Below are 19,093 nucleotides of genomic sequence, written 5' to 3' on the forward strand. Positions count from 1 at the left end.
ATTCTTTCACCACTCTGCCGGGCGCTTGATCTCGAAAAGCCCCTCGACCGGGCGCCGCGACGGATCGGCCTTGCGCCGCCGCAAGGATTTCTGAATTACACGTAGATATTCGCGCACCGCCACATCCCTTTGCTTGGTCAAATTGCCGGGGTGGCGCCGGTAGTATACCGCGACGGTGTCGGGAAAAATGTGCTTTGGGCTGGTTTCGAAAATGCGCAGCAGATAGTCGGCGTCTTCGCCCTGCCGGAACTCCTCGTCGAAAGCACCTGTACGGTCGATGAGTGCCCTGCGGAATATCCCGGCGCTAAGGCTGACGCCGCGCACGGTGGGACCTGCGCCGCCCCGTGCCGGCTGCAGGGCTTCGTCGTCCATGAGATCGACGCGCGTCATCAGCGAGTAGGTCAGCTCGAGCGCAGGGTCGGCCGCGAACAGGGGTAGGCCAGCCTTGAATCGTCCAGCCGGCGAGACGTCGTCCGAATCCAGGAACGACACCAGTTCGGTTTGCGGCAGCAACTGCCTCAGCCCTGTGTTGCGCGCGTTGGCCACGCCCTGGTTTGCCTGCTGGAACAGGCGGATGCACGACGCTTCCCGCATGATGGCGCGGACTGCTTCAACGGAGCTGTCCGTCGAGCCATCGTCGACAACGATGATATCGAGATCGGCATCGTCGCGTTGCCTGAGCAGGGACCGCAACGTCGAAACGACATAGATCTCCCGATTGCAGACCGGCACGATGACGCTCAACTTCATGCGGAGCCCCGAAGGACGAAATCCGCAATCGTGCCGGCGATCTCGCGCGGCTCGGTCCCCAGCGACAGCCGGTAGCATGGCAGATCGCGGGTAAGCTCGCTGAAAAAGCGAAAGCCCGCTTCCCGCTCGCCCGGCATCTGCACGATTCCTGACGGCGCCAGGGCGATCATGGCATCCTTGCGCGATATGGGCATGACCGAGCTTCTCGCACCTCCCCTGATATGGGGCACTATCAAAGCAATAATGTCCAGACTTGGAGGAGTTGGTCGAGGCGCGATCTCGTCGATGTGAAAGGCATGCTTGCCTTGCCAGTTCAGCGGTTGGTACGACTTTAGCCGCTCCTCCAGCTTCAGCCGCTTGAAGCCCTCCGGATCCTGCTTGAGCGTGGCAAACAGCGGATAGGCCGTCACCCCCCCGGTCCGGTCGATCAGCACATAGTCGTCGCCGACGCTATCGAGCCCATTGAGCAGGCCGGCGACGACTGTTCCCGATTTTCCGGCTCCCCCGGAGCCCGCCAGCAACACGCCCTTGCCATCGATGCCCAGCGTGCCGGCATGGGTAAGCCGCATGCCGCGCGCCGCATATTCCCAATGCAGGAAGGCGCGCAGGGGCGCCGCCTGTTCCCATGGCGGAAAGGCCTCGGCCGCCATCATCAGCTGCGCCCCGACATGGCGTTGCGGGTCATGGAACTGCCAGAAATCGAGGTCATGATAGTAGCTGCCGCGCAATCCGACCTCTTCCAGCCGGTTGGCAAAGGCATGATGGTTGTAATCGCCTCGGCCCCAGGTGGCCGGGGCGAGGACGCCATCGATGCCCGGGTGGGCGACGAAAATGCGGCAGCCGTCAGATGCAGACGGATTTTCCGGGGCCGGTATGAAGGCATGGCTCATGGCTTCCGCCAGCGTGCCATGGTCGAGGTGGACACTCAGCTCCAGTCCCGGCAACCGCACGCTGGCGGTAACGGGATAGAATGCGGCGGCGCTTTCCGCGGCCGCCAGCACATGGCGGGCATAATCCGGCAGGGTTTGCAGCGTGATCAAAGGCATGTGTTGGTTGTTCAGCGTCCAGAATTGCGCCGGGTCGCCTGATGCATGTCGCTCGGGGTGGCCCCGGTTTTGAGACGACGACATGCATAAAATAAAAGATCTAAACCGCGTCGCCTGAGTCCTTCAAACGCGACGCGCTTTAGGGAAACGATTATGCCTGTTTCACCGCCGGCCAGCCGAGAGGTTCCTCGACCTCATGGATCGGGTCGACAATGATGAGATCGGCAAGGTCGTCATGGACATCGACCTTGAGCGGCTCATTGCTGGCAGCAAGCGCAGACGACAGCTCGCCCGAAAGCGGTTGTGCCGGTGTTTCGGCTGGCGCAAGCAACCCGAAATCGAGCAGTCGGGCAACGAAGCTTTCGAGGTCGGCCAGGCTTATTTTTGCGGCGCCCGCGGCAGCTCCGACCAGCGCTTCAGTGGCGACGCCGGACGACAAAGCCTGCCAGACCCGGCTGCCGGAATCGGAAAAGCCGAAATACTTGCCGTTCGAAAGATCGAGAACGACGGCTTCGCCATCGAATGATTCGAAAACGATGTCCTTGCTTGCGACCGCGTAGACCCGCTGTTGCATCGCTCTGTCCCCCGTCCCATGCGCCCTGAAGGGATGCGCCGGCTTCACGGTCTGCCAAGCCCTTCCTAAGTGCGTCTAAATCACTTGGCCGTTGGTTGGCAAGACAAAGACCCGCGAATACAACGCCTGCGTCGGCGACCGTTGCGGCGAAGTCGACCGGCTCAAGCCTCGATTTCGAGCGCCGACAATGGTTTCGAGCAGCAGGCAAGGATAAAACCGTCATCGATCTCGTGGTCGAGGATGCCGCCATTGTGGCTCATCTCGACTTCGCCGGAGACCTTCTTCACCTTGCAGGTGCCGCACAGGCCGAACTCGCAGGCGGCGGGAATCCGCACGCCCGAGCTGCGCGCGGTCTGCAGCACGGTCTGGCCGGCGACGCAGCCGGCGTCGACCTCCGAAAGCGAGAAGCGGATCGGCGTCACGGCTTCGACAGGTACAGCGATGCCGTCCTCGACCGGGGAGGCAAACGGCGCCGGAATTTCCTCCACCACAGGCGCGGCAAAGCTCTCCTGATGGTATTTCGTCATGTCGAAGCCGGCGGCATCCAGCATGCCGCGCACGGCGCGCATGAACGGATCGGGGCCGCAGCAGAAGATTTCGCGCTCGCGGAAGTCCGGAGCCAGCAAGGGCAGCCGGATCGCATCGATGCGGCCCATATGGCCGTACCAGCCTTCGCGGCTGGAACGTTCCTCGATCATGAAGCCGAGCGACAGGCCGGGCATATGGCCGCCGAGCAGTTCGAGTTCCTTGCGGAAGATGATCTCTTCGGCACGCCGCGCGCAGTTGACGAAACCGACATCGGTCCATGGCGCGCAGTCGTTCAGCCAGCGCAGCATCGACATCATCGGCGTCACGCCGGAGCCGGCGGAAATGAACAGGTATTTGGCCGCCGGGTGGCTGTGCAACGAGAAGTCGCCGGCCGGTCCGTAGGCCTTGACATGCGAACCGGGCACCAGATGGTCGAACATCCAGCGCGTGCCGATGCTGCCGGCCTGCGCCTTGATCGTCACCGCGATCGAAAACGGCCGCGATGGCGACGACGACAGCGTGTAGGTGCGCATCAGCGGCCCGTCCGGTGTCGGCAGTTCCAGCGTCAGGAACTGGCCCGGCTTGTAGCGGAACCAGGTCTGGTTGTCGGAGCGGAAGGTGAAGGTCTTGACGTCGGGCGCCTCGTCGCTGACGCCGATCACTTCCAGCACCTGCAGCCTATCGTTCCACGGCGCCATCTGGTCAAGATGGCGATAGAGCCCAAGATCCGTCATCGCATTCATCCTCTGGTCCCTCTTCGCCTGCTCCAGCTCACGCGACGCTGCGTAGCGCCGGCCGGCCGCCTTCGGCAAGGCGCGGGCCGATGAAGGCCGCGTACCATTCGACGAACTGGATCACGCCGCCCTCGTGCAGCTCCGAATAGGGGCCGGGCTCATAGGCCGGAGACAGGATGCCAAAGGCGTTTTCCTCGACGATGCGGCGGTCCTGGTCGTTGGTCTCGGTCCAGACATGGGTGAGCTCCTCAAGGTTGTAGTCGACCCCCTCGACCGCATCCTTGTGCACCAGCCACTTGGTCGTCACCGCGGTTTCGGTGGCGCTGATCGGCAGCACCCGGAAGGTGACCGCATGGTCGATCAGTATGTGGTTCCAGGTCGTCGGATAGTGGTAGTGCATCAAGGTGCCGATGCGGTCGGCGGCAACAGTGTCGGACAGGTTCTTCGTCACCGCGCGCTTTCCGGACATCGTGTAGCTGACGGCATCGCGCAGCAGCGGCGCGCGGGTGGCGCGGTATTGCCCGGCCGGATCGATGCGGAACTTGCTCGGCAGGCCCGCCGCCTCGCATTTCGCCCAGTGCGCCAGCATCTCCGGATCGCTGTCGGCGCCCTGCACGCCGGTCACCGTCGGCGCTTCGGGGAATGTCTTGCACAGCTCTGGATGATTGCCGGCGCAGTGATAGCATTCGCGGTTGTTTTCCCAGACCAGCTTCCAGTTGCCCTTCTCGATGATGGTGCTCTCGAAGGCGACCTTGGCTTCATTCAGCCGGTGCGGCTTGAGGTAGGGCTCTATCATGGCGCGCATCGGGGCAAAGTCGGCAGGTTCTTTTGCCAGGCAGATGAAGATGTAGCCGCCGACGCTCTCGCAGGCGACGGGCTTCAGGCCGAACTGGCTCTTGTCGAAACCGTCGGCCATCTGGCGGGCAAACAGCAGCCGGCCGTCAAGCTCGTAGGTCCACTGGTGATAGGGGCAGACAAGCTTTGCCGCCATGCCCTTCTCAGTGTTGCAGACACGGCTGCCGCGATGGCGGCAGGAATTGTGAAAGGCGTTGATGTTGCCCTTCTGGTCGCGGACCAGCACCACCGGATAATCGCCGATCTGCACGGTGATATAGCTGCCGGGCTTCGGCAGTTCGCAATCATGGCCGATGAACAGCCAGTCGCGATACCAGATAAGCTCCATGTCGAGCTTGAAATAGTCCGGGTCGGTGTAGAAGGGCTGTTCCAGCGAAAAGCCTTGCTTGCGGCCGTTCAGGAGCCTCAGCATGTCGTTGCGCGTATCCATAGTTCTGTCCTCGTGGTTTAAGGACTGAACTTGGTGGTGATGGAGGAAGGATCGGACGCAGGCCGGCGCGGCGCCGGACATGCACTATCCACCTCTTGACCGCCCACCGCGATCAGTCGAGTCTATGCATCTCGGGCTGGTTTCCGGGCTCTGGAGTTGTCCTTGCGGACCATCGCGACACCTTCCCAGGCTGCTGCCCAGTGGTCTCCCGTTGCGACTTCAACTCCACCACCGTTGCGGGGGCAGCGCCGGATTCTGACCGGCTTCCCAATTCTCCGCTGCGTCGTCACGAAGCGGCACCTGAGATGCGATCATCTAATCACGGCAGCGATCGCGACGTCGGCATGAAAGCGACATCATATCCATGCGGCGCGACACGCGCGGCATACGCCCCGCCGACCACCGAAGGGCTGAGATCCTGTCTTGCGGCGCTATCATCGCCGTTTCGAATCGCTGCGGATCCAGTTCCGATCGGGGGCAAAAAGGGCTCAACGGTATCGAAAAGTTACTATTAGCAATCTCTAATCGAACCGAACGGTTCGTTTCTGTTGACAATGCGTGCAGGACGGTGTGAACGACGGCCCGGAAACCGACACCGGAGCGAACCACTCGGTTCGACATAAGCAACTGAAAACAATGCGATAAATGACCATAGAGGAACTTCCTGGCACAATTTCAAGGTGCAGGACCGTGGTCCACACGGAACAACTTCGTGATTGGAAACCAGCCTATGGCTTTCCCACATCGGGGCTGTCCGAACGACGCGAATTCCTCCCAAGACACGCCGCTAGACGGCCAGACAAACTGGAGTACTAAAAATGAAAAAGATCATCCTCACTGCCGCAGCCGTTTTGGCGATCACCGGCAGCGCCTTCGCCGGTAGCGACAATTACGGTTCCAATGGTGCGAACCAGCCAGCCGTCTCGGTCGACAGCTCGTATACGGCTTCCATTCAGAAGCCGGCGCACGCTGACAAGCAGCCTGTCGTTCAGGGCGCCGACCGCGACCTCTACGGCAATCGCTGATCCCGACCAAAGAAGGGCGGCTAACCCGTCGCTCTCGGGATCCCAAAAAATTCAGGAGTATTGAAATGAAAAAGATCATCCTTGCTGCCGCCGCCGTTTTGGCCATCTCCGGCAGCGCTTTCGCCGGCAGCGACAACTACGGTTCGAACGGCGCCAACCAGCCTGCGATTACGTCGACCGATAGTGGCCATACGGCTTCGGTTGAGAAGTCGGCTCCAGCCGAGCAGGCGCCTGCCCACGGTGCCGACCGTAACCTTTTCGGCCGCTAAAAGCCGGTTTCCAGCACGTGGCGGGCTTATCCGCTGCAGCTGGCGGCATCAGAAAAATTCAGGAGACTAAAATGAAGAAGATCGTTCTTGCCACCGCAGCCGTTCTGGCTATTTCGAGCGCTGCCTTTGCCGGCAGCGACAATTATGGCTCCAATGGCGCCAACCAGCCGGCCGCTGCCGTCGACACCACCCGCACTTCGTCGACCGGCACCAACTCGGCGGTCTACAAGCTGCTGAACTCGTCGAACGACCAACAGAAGTTCGTTCCTCAGAGCAGCGACAGGGATCGGTTCGGCAACAACTAACAGCCGAAGCTTAAAAAAAGAGCGGCGGGCCTGGCCCGCCGCTCTTTTTTCATGCCTGTACGACGCAGCTATCTCAAGCCGCCTTCACTTCCACCGGCTTGAGCGAGAAGGAGTGCCCATCGGCGTCGAAGATGTGCAGGTCCCCGGCATCCGCGGTCAGTCGCAGCTTTGCCCCGCGCTTGACCTCGACATTGCCGGGCAGCTTGGTCACCAACGGCAGGTCAGCGCGGCCGATATCGACATAGACAAGCTGCACCTCGCCGAGTTGCTCGACATAGTCTACCACGCCCTCGAAAAGATATTCCGCGCCGGTGGCGGCCGACAGATCCTCCGGCCGCACGCCGAAGCTGACTGCCGCACCCTTTGCTGACGCCGGCGTTGCGATCGGCACCGTTGCCTTGCGGCCGCCGACATGGCTGACGATTGTCGGGTTGCCCGTCCTGTCGATTGTCGCCGGCAGGATGTTCATGGCCGGCGAGCCGATGAACTGGGCAACGAACAGATTGCCGGGCTTCTTGTAGAGGTCCATCGGCGTGCCGACCTGCTCGATATGGCCATCCTTCAGCACGACGATGCGGTCGGCGAGCGTCATCGCTTCGACCTGATCGTGGGTGACGTAGATCATGGTCGTGGCAGGCATCGATTCCTTGAGCTTGGCGATCTCGATGCGGGTCGCGACGCGCAGCGCCGCGTCGAGATTCGACAGCGGCTCGTCGAACAGGAACACTTTCGGATTGCGCACGATGGCGCGACCGATGGCGACACGCTGGCGCTGGCCGCCCGACATCGCCTTGGGCAGGCGGTCGAGATATTTGGTCAGCTGCAGGATTTCGGCGGCCTGCCGCACCCGCTTGTCGATCTCGGCCTTGCTTTCCTTGCCGATCTTCATCGAGAAGGCCATGTTGTCGTAGACGGTCATGTGCGGATAGAGCGCATAGGACTGGAACACCATGGCAATGCCGCGCTTGGAAGGCGGCACGTCGTTCACCACCTCGCCGGCGATCTTCAGCTCGCCGGAGGTGATCTCCTCAAGCCCGGCGATGGACCGCAGCAAGGTCGACTTGCCGCAACCCGACGGGCCGACGAAGACGATGAACTCGCCCGACTTTATGTCGAGGTCGATGCCGTGGAGAATGTGCAGATTGCCGTATGATTTCTTCACCTGTCTCAGCGTGACATCGGCCATAATTTCCTCCCAGTGATTTCCCTAGAGAACCTGGATTTCCTCAAAAAATCCAGTTTCGTCAAAAACTCAGTCGATGCGCCCGAACCAGGCGCCGTAGCCGCCGAGGCGGATGGAACCTGTGCCGGATTGTCCCGAAAAACCGTGCCCGGCCAATGGCAGCAGCGCCTGACCACCGAGATCGACCTCGGCCGGCTTGCTGGCCAGATTGAAGACGCAGACGATCTGCTCATTGCCCTCACGGCGGGTGAAGGCGACGGTGTCGCCCTCGCTTTCGATGAACTCGATGTCGCCTTTGGCCAGGGCCGGATGCTGGCGGCGGAAACCGAGAAAGCGCCGGTAGTGCTCGAGCAGCGAGGCCGCGTCGCCCTGCTGAACATTGACCGCTTGCGACAAGTGCTTGCCCGGCACCGGCAGCCAGGGCTTGGCCGTCGAAAAGCCGGCATTGCTGGCGGTTGCATCCCACACCATCGGCGTGCGGCAGCCGTCGCGGCCCTTGAATTCGGGCCAGAAGCGAATGCCGTAGGGGTCTTGCAGATCCTCGAACTGCAACTCGGCTTCGCCCAGCCCAAGCTCCTCTCCCTGATAGAGGCAGACCGAACCGCGCAGCGACATCAGCAGCGCCGAGATAACCTTCAGATAGGCGGCCGGGTCGGCCTCGTCGGCGGCCCAGCGCGAGGCCGGACGCATCACGTCGTGGTTGGAAAAGGCCCAGCACGACCAGCCGTCGCTGGCGACCTTGCCGAAGGCTTCCAGCACCTGGCGCACCTTGGCGGCGCTGATCTTTTCCGGCGCCAGGAAATCGAAGGAATAGCACATGTGGACGCGTTTGCCGCCGGCGGTGTAGGCGGCGACCACTTCCAGCCCACGCTGCGAATCGCCGACTTCGCCGACCGCGGCGGCCGCCGGATATTCGTCGAGCAGCGCCCGGAACCGTTCGAGGAAGGCAAGGTTTTCCGGCCGGCTCTTGTCGTAGATATGGTCCTGGTAGTTGTAGGGATTGACCGCAGGTGCTGTCTGGTCGTTGCGCTCTTCGGGCGGCAGCGGCGGATTGTTCTCCAGCCCCTGGCTGTGGAAGTAGAAATTGATGGTGTCGAGGCGGAAGCCGTCGACGCCGCGCTCCAGCCAGAAGCGGGTGACGTCGAGCAGCGCGTCCTGGACTTCCCGATTGTGGAAGTTGAGGTCCGGCTGCTCGGACAGGAAATTATGCAGATAATATTGCTGGCGGCTGGTGTCCCACTGCCAGGCCGAGCCGCCGAAGATCGACAGCCAGTTGTTGGGCGGCGTGCCGTCCGGCCTGGCGTCGGCCCAGACATACCAATCGGCCTTGGGATTGCTACGGCTGGCGCGGCTCTCCTTGAACCATGGATGGTTGTCGGCGGTGTGCGACAGCACCTCGTCGATCATCACCTTGAGGCCGAGGTGATGGGCTTCCGCAACCAGCGCGTCGAAATCGGCGAGCGTCCCGAACATCGGGTCGACGTCGCAATAGTCCGAGACGTCGTAGCCGAAATCCTTCATCGGCGACTTGAAGAAGGGCGAAATCCAGATGGCGTCGACGCCGAGCGAGGCGATGTAGGGCAGCCTGCGGATGATGCCCTTGAGGTCGCCGATGCCGTCGCCATTGGAGTCCTGATAGGAGCGCGGATAGATCTGGTAGATCACCGCGCCCCGCCACCAGTCGCGATCGACGGCGAGATCGGGCTTCGAGGTCGCCTTCAAAGCGGCTTGCATAAGTCTCAACCTCCTTTGACCGAGCCGGCCAGCAGCCCGCGGACGAAATAGCGCTGCAGCGAGAAGAACACGATCAGCGGCACGATAATGGTGACGAAGGCCGACGTCGTCAGGATTTCCCAGTCGCCGCCGCGCGAGCCGAGCAACGCGTTGAGCTTCGCGGTCAGCACGATCTGGTCCCCTTCGGTACCGAGGAAAACCATTGCCACCAACAAATCGTTCCACACCCACAGGAACTGGAAGATTGCAAAGGACGCCAGCACCGGGAAGGACAGCGGCAGCACGATCTTGACGAAGATTTCGAAATCGCTGGCGCCATCTATGCGCGCCGATTCCATGATCTCGCGCGGCAGGCCGGCAATATAGCTGCGCAGGAGATAGATGGCGAAGGGCAGGCCGAAGCCGGTATGCGCCAGCCAGATGCCGAGATAGGTTTTCGACGGCACACCGAAGAAGATGCCGACGCCGTTGTAGATCTTCAAAAGCGGGATCAAGGACATCTGCAGCGGCACGACCAGCAGGCCGATGATTGTGGCGATCAGCAAGGCGCGGCCGGGAAAACGCATCCACGCCAATGCATAGGCGGCGAAGGCGGCGATCAGGATCGGGATGACCGTCGCCGGGATGGTGACGGTCAGCGAGTTTATGAACGAGCGGCCGATGCCCTCCGAAAACAGCACGGTCTTGTAATTGTCGGTGGTGAATTTCGGTGGCGCCGACGAGGCGTAATAGACGCGCTGGCCACGGTCGCCTTCGAAAGCCTTGGGCGAACTCATGACGAACGTTCCGTCGGCATTGAGCTGCAAGGTCACGCCGTCGCCGAGATCGGCAGTGGTGCCGGCCGGATATTGCGTCGGTGCCGCCGACTTGACGCCGAAGGCGCTGATGTTGCGCGCAGCACCGTCGCCGAAGATATTGCCGGCAAGCACGAACTTGCCGTCCTTCTCGACCTGCGCCGAGGCCGGCGGCAGGCGGCCGGCTTCAGTCTGGCTGGAGCTGGAGAACGAGTTCCACCAGCCCGAGGCGATGATCTGGTCCTTGTCGCGCAGCGACGAGACCAGGATGCCGAGCGTCGGCACGGTCCAGACGGCGACGAAGACAAGCACGGCGATGTGGACGCCGAAGCGGCTGGCAAAGGACTTTCCGGTCGCGACGGCCATCTCAATGTCCTCCCGTCTCTTTGTTCGCCTGGCGGATGTTCCAGACCATGATCGGGATGACCGCGATCATGATGATGATGGCGATGGTGGCGCCGCGGCCGAAATCGCCGCCGCCGCGGAACATCCAATCGAACATCAGATTGGCCAGCACCTGGCTGTTCCATTGGCCGTTGGTCATGGTCAGCACGATGTCGAACACTTTCAGCACCAGGATGGTGATCGTCGTCCAGACCACGGCGATGGTGCCCCAGATCTGCGGCACCATGATCTTCCAGAAGATCTGGAACGGATTGGCGCCGTCGATGACCGCGGCTTCAAGCGTCTCTTCGGGGATGCCGCGCAACGCCGAAGACAGGATGACCATGGCAAAGCCGGTCTGGATCCAGATCAGGATGATCATCAGGAAGAAATTGTTCCAGAACGGCAGCGATATCCAGACCTGCGGCTGGCCGCCGAAATACTGGATGATGGCGTTGAGCAGGCCGATCTGCGTCTGGCCCTCGCCGCGATATTCGTAGATGAATTTCCAGATCACGCTGGCGCCGACGAAGGAGATCGCCAGCGGCAGGAAGATCAGGCTCTTGGCGATCGTGCCCCACCAGATCTTGTCCGTGAGCACGGCGATTATCAACCCTAGAAAGGTGCAGGCGGCGGGCACCACCGCCAGCCAGATGATGTTATTCAGGATCGAGTTGCGGAACTCGCGGTCGCCGAACGCCCATTCATAGTTGGCGAAGCCGACAAAATGCTGGCCGCCGCGGTCGAGGAAGGACAGCCAGAGCGTCGCCACCACCGGATAGATCAGGTAGACGGTGAGGATGATCATCGCCGGGCCGACGAACAGCCACGGACGGACCAGTCCTTGCCGGCGCAGATTGTCGATGGCCGCAGCCCCGGCCACGCCGCGCGACGGGAATATCAGGTCGACCAGCTTGTTGGCGCCCCAGAAATAGGCGACGCAGCCGCCGACGCCGATGATGATGACAAAAATGGCCGATAAGATCTGAGCAGCCATGGGTCCCTCTTCCCTGCGCATGATCGGCCGGGCCTTGAACAGCCCTGGCGATGTGGCTCTGCGCCGATTTAAGTTATTCTGAAACGAACGAACGCAAATCGGTCCGGCGTAAGGCGCCGGTCGGATCCGGGCCATAGCGGCCCGGACCCAGTCTGTGGAGGAAGTCCTGAATTTGCCGCCAAAGCGGCTGATTACTTGGCAGTGGTTACTTGCCAGCTGACTGCTTGCCAGCTGACTACTTGATAGCGTCCCAGCTCTTCTGGATGTCGGTGGCGACATCCTGCGCCGACTTGCCGCCGACCAGATCGATCATGCCGGTCCAGAAGGCGCCGGCGCCGATCTTGCCCGGCATCAGGTCCGAACCGTCGAAGCGGAAGGTCGAGGCATTGGCAAGGATATCGCCCTGCTTCTTCAGCGCGTCGCTGGCATAGGCATCCTTGTTGACCGACTTAAGCGGCGTGACGAAGCCGCCCTGGGCCATCCAGATTTCATGTGCCAGCGGCATTTTCAGGAATTCGATGAACGCGCGTGCACCCTTCGAGTCCTTGGTGATCATGGCCAGCGTGCCGGCGCCGAGCACAGGCGTGCCCAGCTCGGGCTTGGATGCATAGGGCGGGAAGTAGAAGAAGTCGGCGTCCTGTCCAACCTTTGTGCCTTCCGGGAAGAAGGTCGGGATGAACGATGCCTGATGGTGCAGGTAGCATTTCGGCGGCACCGAGAAGAGGCCCTTCGGGCTGTCGCGGAAGTCGGTCGCGGCAACCGCCTTGGCCCCGCCGTCGACCATCTTGTCGTCGGTCGCGATCTTGCCGAAAATGTCGATGGCGTTGACCACCGCCGGATCGTTGAACGGGATCTCGTTCTTTACCCACTTGTCATACACGTCGGGCGCCTGGGTGCGCAGCATGATGTCTTCGACCCAGTCGGTCGCCGGCCAGCCGGTAGCGCCGCCTGAGCCGAGGCCGATGCACCACGGCGTGCCGCCGTCGGCGATGATCTTCTTCTCGAGATCGGCGAGCTCTTCCTGGGTCTTGGGAACCTTGTAGCCGGCTTCCTCGAAATTGTCCGGCGAGTACCAGACCAGCGATTTCACGTCGGCCTTGTAGGGAAAGGCGAAGAAGCCCGGCTTGCCGTCCTTGTCCTTGAAGGTGCCGAGATCGACCCATGACTGGCCGGCGCCGTAATTGTCCTTGATCCATTTGGCGGTGTCGTCGCCCAGCGGCGTCAAAAGGCCCTTGGACGCCAGATCCTGGATCAGGCCCGGCTGCGGCAGTACGGCGATATTGGGCGGGCTGCCGGCCTGGGTATCGATGACGATCTGCTGTTCGTAATTTTCCGACGAGGAGTACTTGATCTCGGCGCCGGTGGCTTCCTGAAAATATTCGAGAACAGTGCGGATGAGGCCTTCGTCCTCGCCGCGCCAGGGCCCGAAGATGGTCAGCGTCTCGCCCTTGAGATCGACCTTCTTCAGCTCTTCGTAATTGGCCCAGTTGAAGCGCTTGTCTTCCCCGGGCTTGAACTTCAGTTCGGCTTGCGCCGGCAGGGACAAGGCGAGCGTGGCAAACGCTGCGCCAAGCAGAAGCATCTTCTTCATCGGTATTCCTCCCAGTGTGGACACATACACCCGGACGGAACCTCCATTCCGCCCGCCGACGCTGCAGGACTGTGACTCGTTCAGAAAGGAACCGCAACCTTTCGAAGAGTCTTCCAAAGCGCTTTGGTCTTTTTGATCTCGCCATTGAATCGGCTGGAAGTCAAGAGGGCGGTGGGCTAATCGATTTAATTTCGAGCTGGAAGACTTGGTAAAGTGCACTGCAGCATAGTTTTACGGCGGTGCAGCAGCGTATTAAGCTTCAAACTGGCCGGACCAGTGCGTATGGTCGACCAGCTTGGCCGCGCCCGTTGTGGCGCCGCGTGGCTTCAAAATTAAAAGCGCTTTGAGGCTTGGAGGCCTCCCAGTGAACCTGAAGCAGCTCTCTCATATGCTGGCCCTGTCGCAGACAACGGTAAGCCGTGCGCTCAACGGCTATCCGGAGGTCAACGAGGAAACCCGCCGGCGCGTGGTGGATGCCGCCAAGCGCCACGGCTACCGGCCCAATCCGAGCGCGCGCCGATTGGCGACCGGCAAGACGGGCATGATCGGCTATGTGCTGCCGACGGGCGCCTCCGTCGACATCGACCCGCATTTCGTCGAATTCCTCTCCGGCCTCGGCGACTATGCCCGCTCGCACGAGCTCGACCTGGTGCTGTCGCCGGCCGACGCCGACGACCAGGAAACCACCTATCGCCGCATCGTCGCCAACCGCCAGGTCGACGCCGTCTACATCTCCTCGCCGCGCCCGGCCGACCGGCGGGTGGCGCTGGTCAACACGCTCGGCATTCCCTTCATCGTCCATGGCCGCAGCGAAGGCTCCGATTTCGAGTACCCCTTCACCGACATCGACAATGAGGGCGGCTTCCACGACGCCGCCCGGCTGCTGGTTCAGCTCGGCCACCGCCGGCTGGCGCTGATCAATGGCGACGACCGCGAGACCTTCGCCATCCACCGCGAGCGCGGCATGCGCAGGGCGCTGGCCGCGAGCGGCCTGACGCTCGGCGAGCGCCATGTCTGTTCACTCAACATGACCGAGGAGAACGGCTACCGCGCCGCCAGGCGCCTGCTCGAACAGAGCGAGCGGCCGACGGCGATCGCCTGCTCCAGCCTGATCATGTCGCTCGGCGTCGTGCGCGCGGTGCGCGACCTTGGCCTGACCATTCCCGGCGACCTGTCGTTGATTGCCCATGACGACGTCTTTCCATGGCTGAAGCCGGAGAATTTTTCCGTGCCGCTGTCGACGACGCGCTCGTCGATCCGCCTCGCCGGCGCCCGCATCGCCGAACGCCTGGCAGCGCGCATTTCCGGCTTGGAAGAAGGGGCGCGGGGCGAGGTCTGGCCTGTCGACCTGGTGGTGAGAGGCTCGGTCGCCGGCGCGCCGGTTTAGGGATTAATCCAATTGCTCCGCTGGGCAAGTTCACCCATGTGGATGTTGCCCGCAGATAGATTGACTTCGTTGGGACAACGGTCTGCCTGGACCTGTCCTTGATTTGGCTTCGAGTGGGTGGCAACCAGTAAGCCAGAGCCATCAACCAGTCCTCAGGGTGCGCCACTTGCCCATATTCCCGTTCTCCGAAACGGATCCAATCCGGCATCCTGGCCCGCCGCCGAAAGCGTCGGAGGTGGTCATTGCCGGTGGCGGCATCATCGGCGTAACGACAGCGCTTTTCCTGGCAGAGCGGAATATCCCGGTGACGCTGCTGGAAAAGGGACGCATTGCGGCCGAACAGTCGTCCCGAAACTGGGGCTGGATTCGAAAGCAGGGACGCGACGCCGACGAGTTGCCCATCGTCATCGAGGCTATTCGCCTGTGGCGGCAACTGGCTGAGGAATGCGGCGAGGACATCGGCCTGACCCAGACAGGTGTGACCTACCTGGCGAACACCGACAAGGACATGGCCGGCTTCGAAGCATTCATGAAGATCGCTGCGACGCATGCGCTCGACACCCGTCTCCTGGATGCAGACGAAACCGCGGCACTCATCAAAGGCATGTCGCGCAAATTCAAGGGCGCGATGACGACGCCCTCCGACATGCGGGCGGAGCCTTGGCTGGCGGTGCCCGCACTTGCCCGGCTCGCCGCGCGAAAAGGCGTCAAAATCGTCGAGAATTGTGCGGCGCGAACCCTCGAAATCTCAGGCGGCAAGATCAAGGGCGTGTGGACCGAGGCGGGGTATGTCGAGGCCTCCAGCGTGCTGGTCGCCGGCGGCGCCTGGTCATCTCTGTTCTTGCGCAGACACGGCATCTCCATCCCCCAGCTCAGCGTCAGAGTAACCGCAGCCGCAACGGAGCCCATGCCTGAGGTCTATGCAGGTGCGGCCGCCGACGAACACATCGCGTTCCGGCGCAGGCAGGATGGCGGATATACCCTCGCCGCGGGCGGCAGCCATTTGCTTTACCTGGGGCCTGACGCATTCCGGCACGCCACCAAATACCTTCCAGCCCTCAGGGACAATCCGTTCGGGACGCGCTACTTTCCGTTCGCCCCGTCAGGCTATCCTGACGCCTGGTCGACGCCGCGCGATTGGGCGCCGGATTCCGTCAGTCCTTTCGAAAAAATGCGGGTGCTGAACCCGCCCCCTGAACGAGCCGGTCTGCGTTCCATAGAACGCAATTTCGGACGTCTTTTTCCACAGCTCGAAACAGTTCGCCTGAAGGCAGGCTGGGGCGGCATGATCGACGCCATGCCGGACGTCGTCCCCATCGTGGATCATGTGCAGGCCGTCGGCGGTCTTTTCGTCGCGACGGGAATGAGCGGTCACGGCTTCGGTATCGGGCCTGGCATAGGCCGTGTCGTTGCCGACCTGATCCAGGGAAACCAGACGGGGCACGACCTCAGCCGCTTCCGGCTGTCACGCTTCCATGATGGCAGCCCTGTCCGGCTGGGCCCGGCGCTCTGAATTGGTGGCGCGAATTTCGCCCGGTTTACTTGTTCGCCGCCGCCTTCGTATCCAGCAGCCCATAACCGAAATCATTGTCCCGTCCCTTCGGACCGAGATCCCTGGCGGTGGCGGCCAGCGCCTTTTCGATGTCGTCGGCGGAGCGCTCGGGTGAAGCGTGGATCAAATTGGCGATAGCGCCGGACACGATCGCGGCGGCAAACGAGGTGCCGGTGACGACGTCAGAGCCGGCGCCGCTCGGCGCCACCATCTCGACGCCGGGCGCCGAGATGAAGACATAAGCGCCGCGATTGGCCTGCTGCATCAGCCCGTCCTTGGCGTCGGTGGCGGTGACCGCGATCACGCCGTCATAGGCGGCGGGGTAGCCATAGGGCGCTTTCGGCCCGTTGTTGCCGGCAGCAGCGACCAGGATGATGCCGAGCCCGCGCGCATTGCGGCAGGCGGTGGCGAGCAGATCGTTCTTGGGGCCGACGAAACTCATATTGATGATGCTGACATTCTGGTCCGCCGCCCAGTCGAGCGCCGACAGGATGACATCCATGGTCGACCTGCCGTCCTCGAAGGCGCGGGCGTGATAGATCCTGGCGCCGGGCGCCATGCCTTCGAGCGCGCCGACGCCGGCGATCAGCCCGTCGACCGAGGTACCGTGGTCACGCTTTTCGACCGGCACGTTGGGCATGGCGTCGAACTGGTCGGCAATGACGCCGGACAGCGCCGGATTGGTGTCGTCTATGCCGGTGTCGATGACGGCGATGCGCACGTTTTCGCCACTGGCTTGCTTGTTGTCGAGCTGAATGCGCTCGAAGGCATAGTTGACGATGCCGGCCGCCTGCTGCAGCGAATAGATATGGTTTGGCTCGCGCCGCAGGGTGCGGCCATCGGCGGCCAGCTGCGCCAGCACGGCGCCGACCGGGCGGCCGTCGGGAATGCCGAAGCGCACCAGTGTGGTGCCGAGCAGCCGCGACTGGCGCTGCGAGCGCACTTCAAGGCCGAAGGAGGCGGCGATCTGCTGGACGGCGCCGGCATCGCCGTCGACGGTCACCAGCACCTCGTCGGGCACGAACTCGCCGGCGATGGCACGGCGCGGCGCGGTCGCGACAAGATCGGTCGGCGAAACGATCGCCCCGCCGGCGGGTGGCCCGGCCTGCGTGTCGGCAGGCGGCGCTGACGGCCGTGGCGTCGGCACGGGCGCTTCGGGAGCCGGTGGGTTGGGAAACAGGTCGACGATCAGGGCCGGAAGGGTAACTGCGCCTGGTTCGCCGCCGACGTTGGCCTCATTGCCGTCTTTCGGGCAGTCGGCAGCCGCCGCTCCGGCCGCGTCGGTGCAGTCGGCCCGGCCGGCATTGGGATCATTGGTCTGCGCCGACGCCGGCACTGCGACGATTGTCGTCGCCGCCACCAGGATCGCCGCAAATCGAATGACCGCCCTAGCTGCCATCAACCGGTTTCCTTCCCTCGATCACAGTCTCCGCGAACGGCTGGGCGGCAATAAGGCCGACGAGCCTGGTGTAGTCTGCTCCGGTCTTGACCGGGATGGCAATGCGGAAGACGCCCGAGGCGGCCGGCCCGCCGGCGATCTTCAGCGCGTTCTGGTCGAGGAAGACAGCGATGTCGGACATCTTCGCATCCGGCTTGAACTTGACCAGCGCGAACGGCAGTTTCGCCAGATCATCCTCGGCGCCGGCAATCTCGAAATCATGTCTCTTGCCGCCGGTCTGCACGTAGGACTGCACCACGACCAACGCCAGCAGCACCGCCGCTGCCGCCCAGGCGACACCGACCGGCACCGCCATGAAACGGCCGAGTGCCTGCGGCAGCCAGGAACGGCCCGCGGGAGCGCGGACCGGTCCGGCTTCGGCGTCGAGCGCCCTGGCAAAGCGGCTGAGCGCATCGGCCGGTGGCCGGATCGCCTCGTTGGCGGCGGTGGCGCCGGAGAATTCCGCCTCAGCCTCGCCAAGCGCCGCCATCGCCGCCGGATCGCTCGCCAGCCATTCCTCGACGGCTTCGAGGTCCGAGCCTTCGAGCGAGCCGTTCAGGTAGAACGGCAGCAGCGTTTCCATTTCGTCGCGGCGCGACATATTTTCAGCGGCGCTCATATCTTCAGGATTGCTCATGGCCACCCCCTGTCGTAACCGGCGGCCTTGAGGGCTTCGCCGAGTTTCTTGCGGGCGTAGAACATTCGGGTCTTGACGGTGGCGACCGGGATGCCGAGCACCTCGCCAATCTCCGTCACCGACTGTCCATGGTAATAGGCAAGGTCGATCACCGAGCGGTGTTCCTCCGGCAAGGCATCGACGAAGCGCCGCAAAGCGGCGCCCTTGTCTTCCTTCATGGTGGCGACTTCCGGCGTGTCGGCGCCGTCGGGAACCTGCGCCGCATCGTCGTCATCGATCCAGTCTTCTTTTTTCTTGCGCAGCATCGACAGCGCCTTGAACCGGGCGATGCCGAGCAGCCATGTCGAGACTTCCGAGCGCCCTTCGAAACCGGGCGCCTGGCGCCACAGCTCGAGAAAGACCTCGTTTGCGATATCGTCGGCCATCATTTCCGATCCCGTCTGGCGCACCACGAAGCGGTAGACCCGCGCGTGGTGACGCATGAACAGCAGCCGAACAGCGGCACGGTCGCCCTTCGCGACCCGGTCGACAAGCGCGCGATCAGTCTCGGTCGCTGCCGTCATGGCCGGTCGAGCCGCCTGGCTCCTGTCTGCTCTGTCGCCGATAGGTTCAAAAAGGTTCATCCTTCCGCCAAAGAATTTTGGCGAAGCTAACCGAAGAAGGTGAGTGTTGCCAGAGTGTCTCCCTTCTCCCCGTCACTATACGGGGAGAAGGTGGCGGCAGCCGGATGAGGGGCGGCACCGGCGTTGGGGTATTTATGTTTGATGTTGCGCTGCCCCTCACCCTTGTCCAGCCGATAGATGGGTAACACTTTGAACCGGATACATAGGTGACACTTCTCTCCCCCTATGCGTCCGCCGCAGCGCCAAGCGGATTGGTT

19 protein-coding genes and 1 riboswitch are annotated in these 19,093 nt (G+C 62.7%); of the genes, 5 read left to right on the top strand and 14 right to left on the bottom strand.

From position 1 onward, the window contains the following. Positions 1–6: 6 nt before the first annotated feature. From NKI05_RS20395 to NKI05_RS20415, 5 genes are all read right to left on the bottom strand, one after another. Complete coding sequence (locus tag NKI05_RS20395; RefSeq protein ID WP_023745157.1) at positions 7–750, bottom strand: glycosyltransferase family 2 protein; 744 nt, start codon at positions 748–750, stop codon at positions 7–9. After that, positions 747–1,796 carry a serine kinase gene (locus NKI05_RS20400; protein WP_352793015.1) on the bottom strand — a complete coding sequence of 350 codons (1,050 nt, stop codon included), beginning with the start codon at positions 1,794–1,796 and terminating at the stop codon, positions 747–749. The genes NKI05_RS20395 and NKI05_RS20400 overlap by 4 nt, the downstream gene beginning before the upstream one ends. 151 nt (positions 1,797–1,947) lie before the next feature. Further along, positions 1,948–2,370, bottom strand: coding sequence for a PqqD family protein (locus NKI05_RS20405; RefSeq protein ID WP_023696905.1), 423 nt, complete (start codon positions 2,368–2,370; stop codon positions 1,948–1,950). A gap of 161 nt (positions 2,371–2,531) precedes the next feature. Beyond that, positions 2,532–3,632, bottom strand: coding sequence for an FAD-binding oxidoreductase (locus tag NKI05_RS20410; RefSeq protein WP_352793018.1), 1,101 nt, complete (start codon positions 3,630–3,632; stop codon positions 2,532–2,534). A 37-nt stretch (positions 3,633–3,669) separates the two neighbouring features. Then, positions 3,670–4,917 (bottom strand): aromatic ring-hydroxylating oxygenase subunit alpha, encoded by a 1,248-nt coding sequence (locus tag NKI05_RS20415; protein ID WP_023668884.1) that lies wholly within the window; start codon positions 4,915–4,917, stop codon positions 3,670–3,672. A gap of 117 nt (positions 4,918–5,034) precedes the next feature. After that, a riboswitch (cobalamin riboswitch) is annotated at positions 5,035–5,236 on the bottom strand. 499 nt (positions 5,237–5,735) lie between these two features. Between NKI05_RS20415 and NKI05_RS20420 the strand changes: the two genes are divergently transcribed. The 3 genes from NKI05_RS20420 (at position 5,736) to NKI05_RS20430 (ending at position 6,516) form a co-directional block, all read left to right on the top strand. Then, entirely contained in the window at positions 5,736–5,942 is a 207-nt protein-coding gene (locus tag NKI05_RS20420; protein ID WP_023668885.1) for a DUF680 domain-containing protein, read from the top strand. A 65-nt stretch (positions 5,943–6,007) separates the two neighbouring features. Then, entirely contained in the window at positions 6,008–6,211 is a 204-nt protein-coding gene (locus tag NKI05_RS20425; protein WP_023668886.1) for a DUF680 domain-containing protein, read from the top strand. A gap of 71 nt (positions 6,212–6,282) precedes the next feature. After that, a complete protein-coding gene (locus NKI05_RS20430; protein WP_023668887.1) occupies positions 6,283–6,516 on the top strand; it encodes a DUF680 domain-containing protein in 234 nt (77 codons plus the stop codon). 73 nt (positions 6,517–6,589) lie between these two features. Here NKI05_RS20430 and NKI05_RS20435 read toward each other — a convergent pair whose 3' ends face one another. The 5 genes from NKI05_RS20435 to NKI05_RS20455 form a co-directional block, all read right to left on the bottom strand. Further along, entirely contained in the window at positions 6,590–7,702 is a 1,113-nt protein-coding gene (locus tag NKI05_RS20435; RefSeq protein ID WP_023668888.1) for an ABC transporter ATP-binding protein, read from the bottom strand. 66 nt (positions 7,703–7,768) lie between these two features. Next, positions 7,769–9,433, bottom strand: a complete 1,665-nt coding sequence (bglA, locus tag NKI05_RS20440; protein WP_031205894.1) for a beta-galactosidase BglA — start codon at positions 9,431–9,433, stop codon at positions 7,769–7,771. Positions 9,434–9,438: 5 nt separating this feature from the next. Next, a complete protein-coding gene (locus tag NKI05_RS20445) occupies positions 9,439–10,593 on the bottom strand; it encodes a carbohydrate ABC transporter permease (protein ID WP_023668890.1) in 1,155 nt (384 codons plus the stop codon). Position 10,594: 1 nt separating this feature from the next. Beyond that, positions 10,595–11,608 (bottom strand): carbohydrate ABC transporter permease, encoded by a 1,014-nt coding sequence (locus NKI05_RS20450; protein WP_023668891.1) that lies wholly within the window; start codon positions 11,606–11,608, stop codon positions 10,595–10,597. A gap of 235 nt (positions 11,609–11,843) precedes the next feature. Next, entirely contained in the window at positions 11,844–13,199 is a 1,356-nt protein-coding gene (locus tag NKI05_RS20455; RefSeq protein ID WP_023668892.1) for an ABC transporter substrate-binding protein, read from the bottom strand. Positions 13,200–13,563: 364 nt separating this feature from the next. Here NKI05_RS20455 and NKI05_RS20460 point away from each other — a divergent pair, with 364 nt between their 5' ends. Together NKI05_RS20460 and NKI05_RS20465 are read left to right on the top strand one after the other, a co-directional pair. Beyond that, positions 13,564–14,586 (top strand): substrate-binding domain-containing protein, encoded by a 1,023-nt coding sequence (locus tag NKI05_RS20460; protein ID WP_023816376.1) that lies wholly within the window; start codon positions 13,564–13,566, stop codon positions 14,584–14,586. Positions 14,587–14,752: 166 nt separating this feature from the next. Further along, positions 14,753–16,099 carry an NAD(P)/FAD-dependent oxidoreductase gene (locus tag NKI05_RS20465; RefSeq protein ID WP_023816377.1) on the top strand — a complete coding sequence of 449 codons (1,347 nt, stop codon included), beginning with the start codon at positions 14,753–14,755 and terminating at the stop codon, positions 16,097–16,099. Between the two features lie 25 nt (positions 16,100–16,124). Here the strand turns inward: NKI05_RS20465 and NKI05_RS20470 are convergent, their stop codons facing one another. From NKI05_RS20470 to NKI05_RS20485, 4 genes are all read right to left on the bottom strand, one after another. Next, positions 16,125–17,537, bottom strand: a complete 1,413-nt coding sequence (locus NKI05_RS20470) for a S8 family serine peptidase (RefSeq protein WP_352793021.1) — start codon at positions 17,535–17,537, stop codon at positions 16,125–16,127. Continuing rightward, the gene (locus NKI05_RS20475) at positions 17,527–18,195 is read right to left on the bottom strand and encodes a hypothetical protein (RefSeq protein ID WP_023815943.1); all 669 of its coding nucleotides are present in this window, start codon (positions 18,193–18,195) and stop codon (positions 17,527–17,529) included. The genes NKI05_RS20470 and NKI05_RS20475 overlap by 11 nt, the downstream gene beginning before the upstream one ends. Positions 18,196–18,209: 14 nt before the next feature. Beyond that, positions 18,210–18,776 carry a sigma-70 family RNA polymerase sigma factor gene (locus NKI05_RS20480; protein WP_023683483.1) on the bottom strand — a complete coding sequence of 189 codons (567 nt, stop codon included), beginning with the start codon at positions 18,774–18,776 and terminating at the stop codon, positions 18,210–18,212. 86 nt (positions 18,777–18,862) lie between these two features. Beyond that, positions 18,863–19,093: hypothetical protein (locus NKI05_RS20485; RefSeq protein ID WP_352793023.1), on the bottom strand; the 231-nt coding region annotated here is incomplete at its 5' end.

The organism is Mesorhizobium sp. M0771, assembly GCF_040320155.1.
Taxonomy (GTDB): Bacteria; Pseudomonadota; Alphaproteobacteria; order Rhizobiales; family Rhizobiaceae; genus Mesorhizobium.

Excerpts from the sequence above, each read along its gene's own strand:
- NKI05_RS20425 (WP_023668886.1), top strand. The coding sequence starts at position 6,008 with ATGAAAAAGATCATCCTTGCTGCCGCCGCCGTTTTGGCCATCTCCGGC.
- bglA (WP_031205894.1), bottom strand. The coding sequence starts at position 9,433 with ATGCAAGCCGCTTTGAAGGCGACCTCGAAGCCCGATCTCGCCGTCGAT.
- NKI05_RS20450 (WP_023668891.1), bottom strand. The coding sequence starts at position 11,608 with ATGGCTGCTCAGATCTTATCGGCCATTTTTGTCATCATCATCGGCGTC.
- NKI05_RS20405 (WP_023696905.1), bottom strand. The coding sequence starts at position 2,370 with ATGCAACAGCGGGTCTACGCGGTCGCAAGCAAGGACATCGTTTTCGAA.
- NKI05_RS20455 (WP_023668892.1), bottom strand. The coding sequence starts at position 13,199 with ATGAAGAAGATGCTTCTGCTTGGCGCAGCGTTTGCCACGCTCGCCTTG.
- NKI05_RS20435 (WP_023668888.1), bottom strand. The coding sequence starts at position 7,702 with ATGGCCGATGTCACGCTGAGACAGGTGAAGAAATCATACGGCAATCTG.
- NKI05_RS20475 (WP_023815943.1), bottom strand. The coding sequence starts at position 18,195 with ATGAGCGCCGCTGAAAATATGTCGCGCCGCGACGAAATGGAAACGCTG.
- NKI05_RS20445 (WP_023668890.1), bottom strand. The coding sequence starts at position 10,593 with ATGGCCGTCGCGACCGGAAAGTCCTTTGCCAGCCGCTTCGGCGTCCAC.
- NKI05_RS20410 (WP_352793018.1), bottom strand. The coding sequence starts at position 3,632 with ATGACGGATCTTGGGCTCTATCGCCATCTTGACCAGATGGCGCCGTGG.
- NKI05_RS20430 (WP_023668887.1), top strand. The coding sequence starts at position 6,283 with ATGAAGAAGATCGTTCTTGCCACCGCAGCCGTTCTGGCTATTTCGAGC.
- NKI05_RS20470 (WP_352793021.1), bottom strand. The coding sequence starts at position 17,537 with ATGGCAGCTAGGGCGGTCATTCGATTTGCGGCGATCCTGGTGGCGGCG.
- NKI05_RS20420 (WP_023668885.1), top strand. The coding sequence starts at position 5,736 with ATGAAAAAGATCATCCTCACTGCCGCAGCCGTTTTGGCGATCACCGGC.
- NKI05_RS20480 (WP_023683483.1), bottom strand. The coding sequence starts at position 18,776 with ATGACGGCAGCGACCGAGACTGATCGCGCGCTTGTCGACCGGGTCGCG.
- NKI05_RS20415 (WP_023668884.1), bottom strand. The coding sequence starts at position 4,917 with ATGGATACGCGCAACGACATGCTGAGGCTCCTGAACGGCCGCAAGCAA.
- NKI05_RS20400 (WP_352793015.1), bottom strand. The coding sequence starts at position 1,796 with ATGCCTTTGATCACGCTGCAAACCCTGCCGGATTATGCCCGCCATGTG.
- NKI05_RS20395 (WP_023745157.1), bottom strand. The coding sequence starts at position 750 with ATGAAGTTGAGCGTCATCGTGCCGGTCTGCAATCGGGAGATCTATGTC.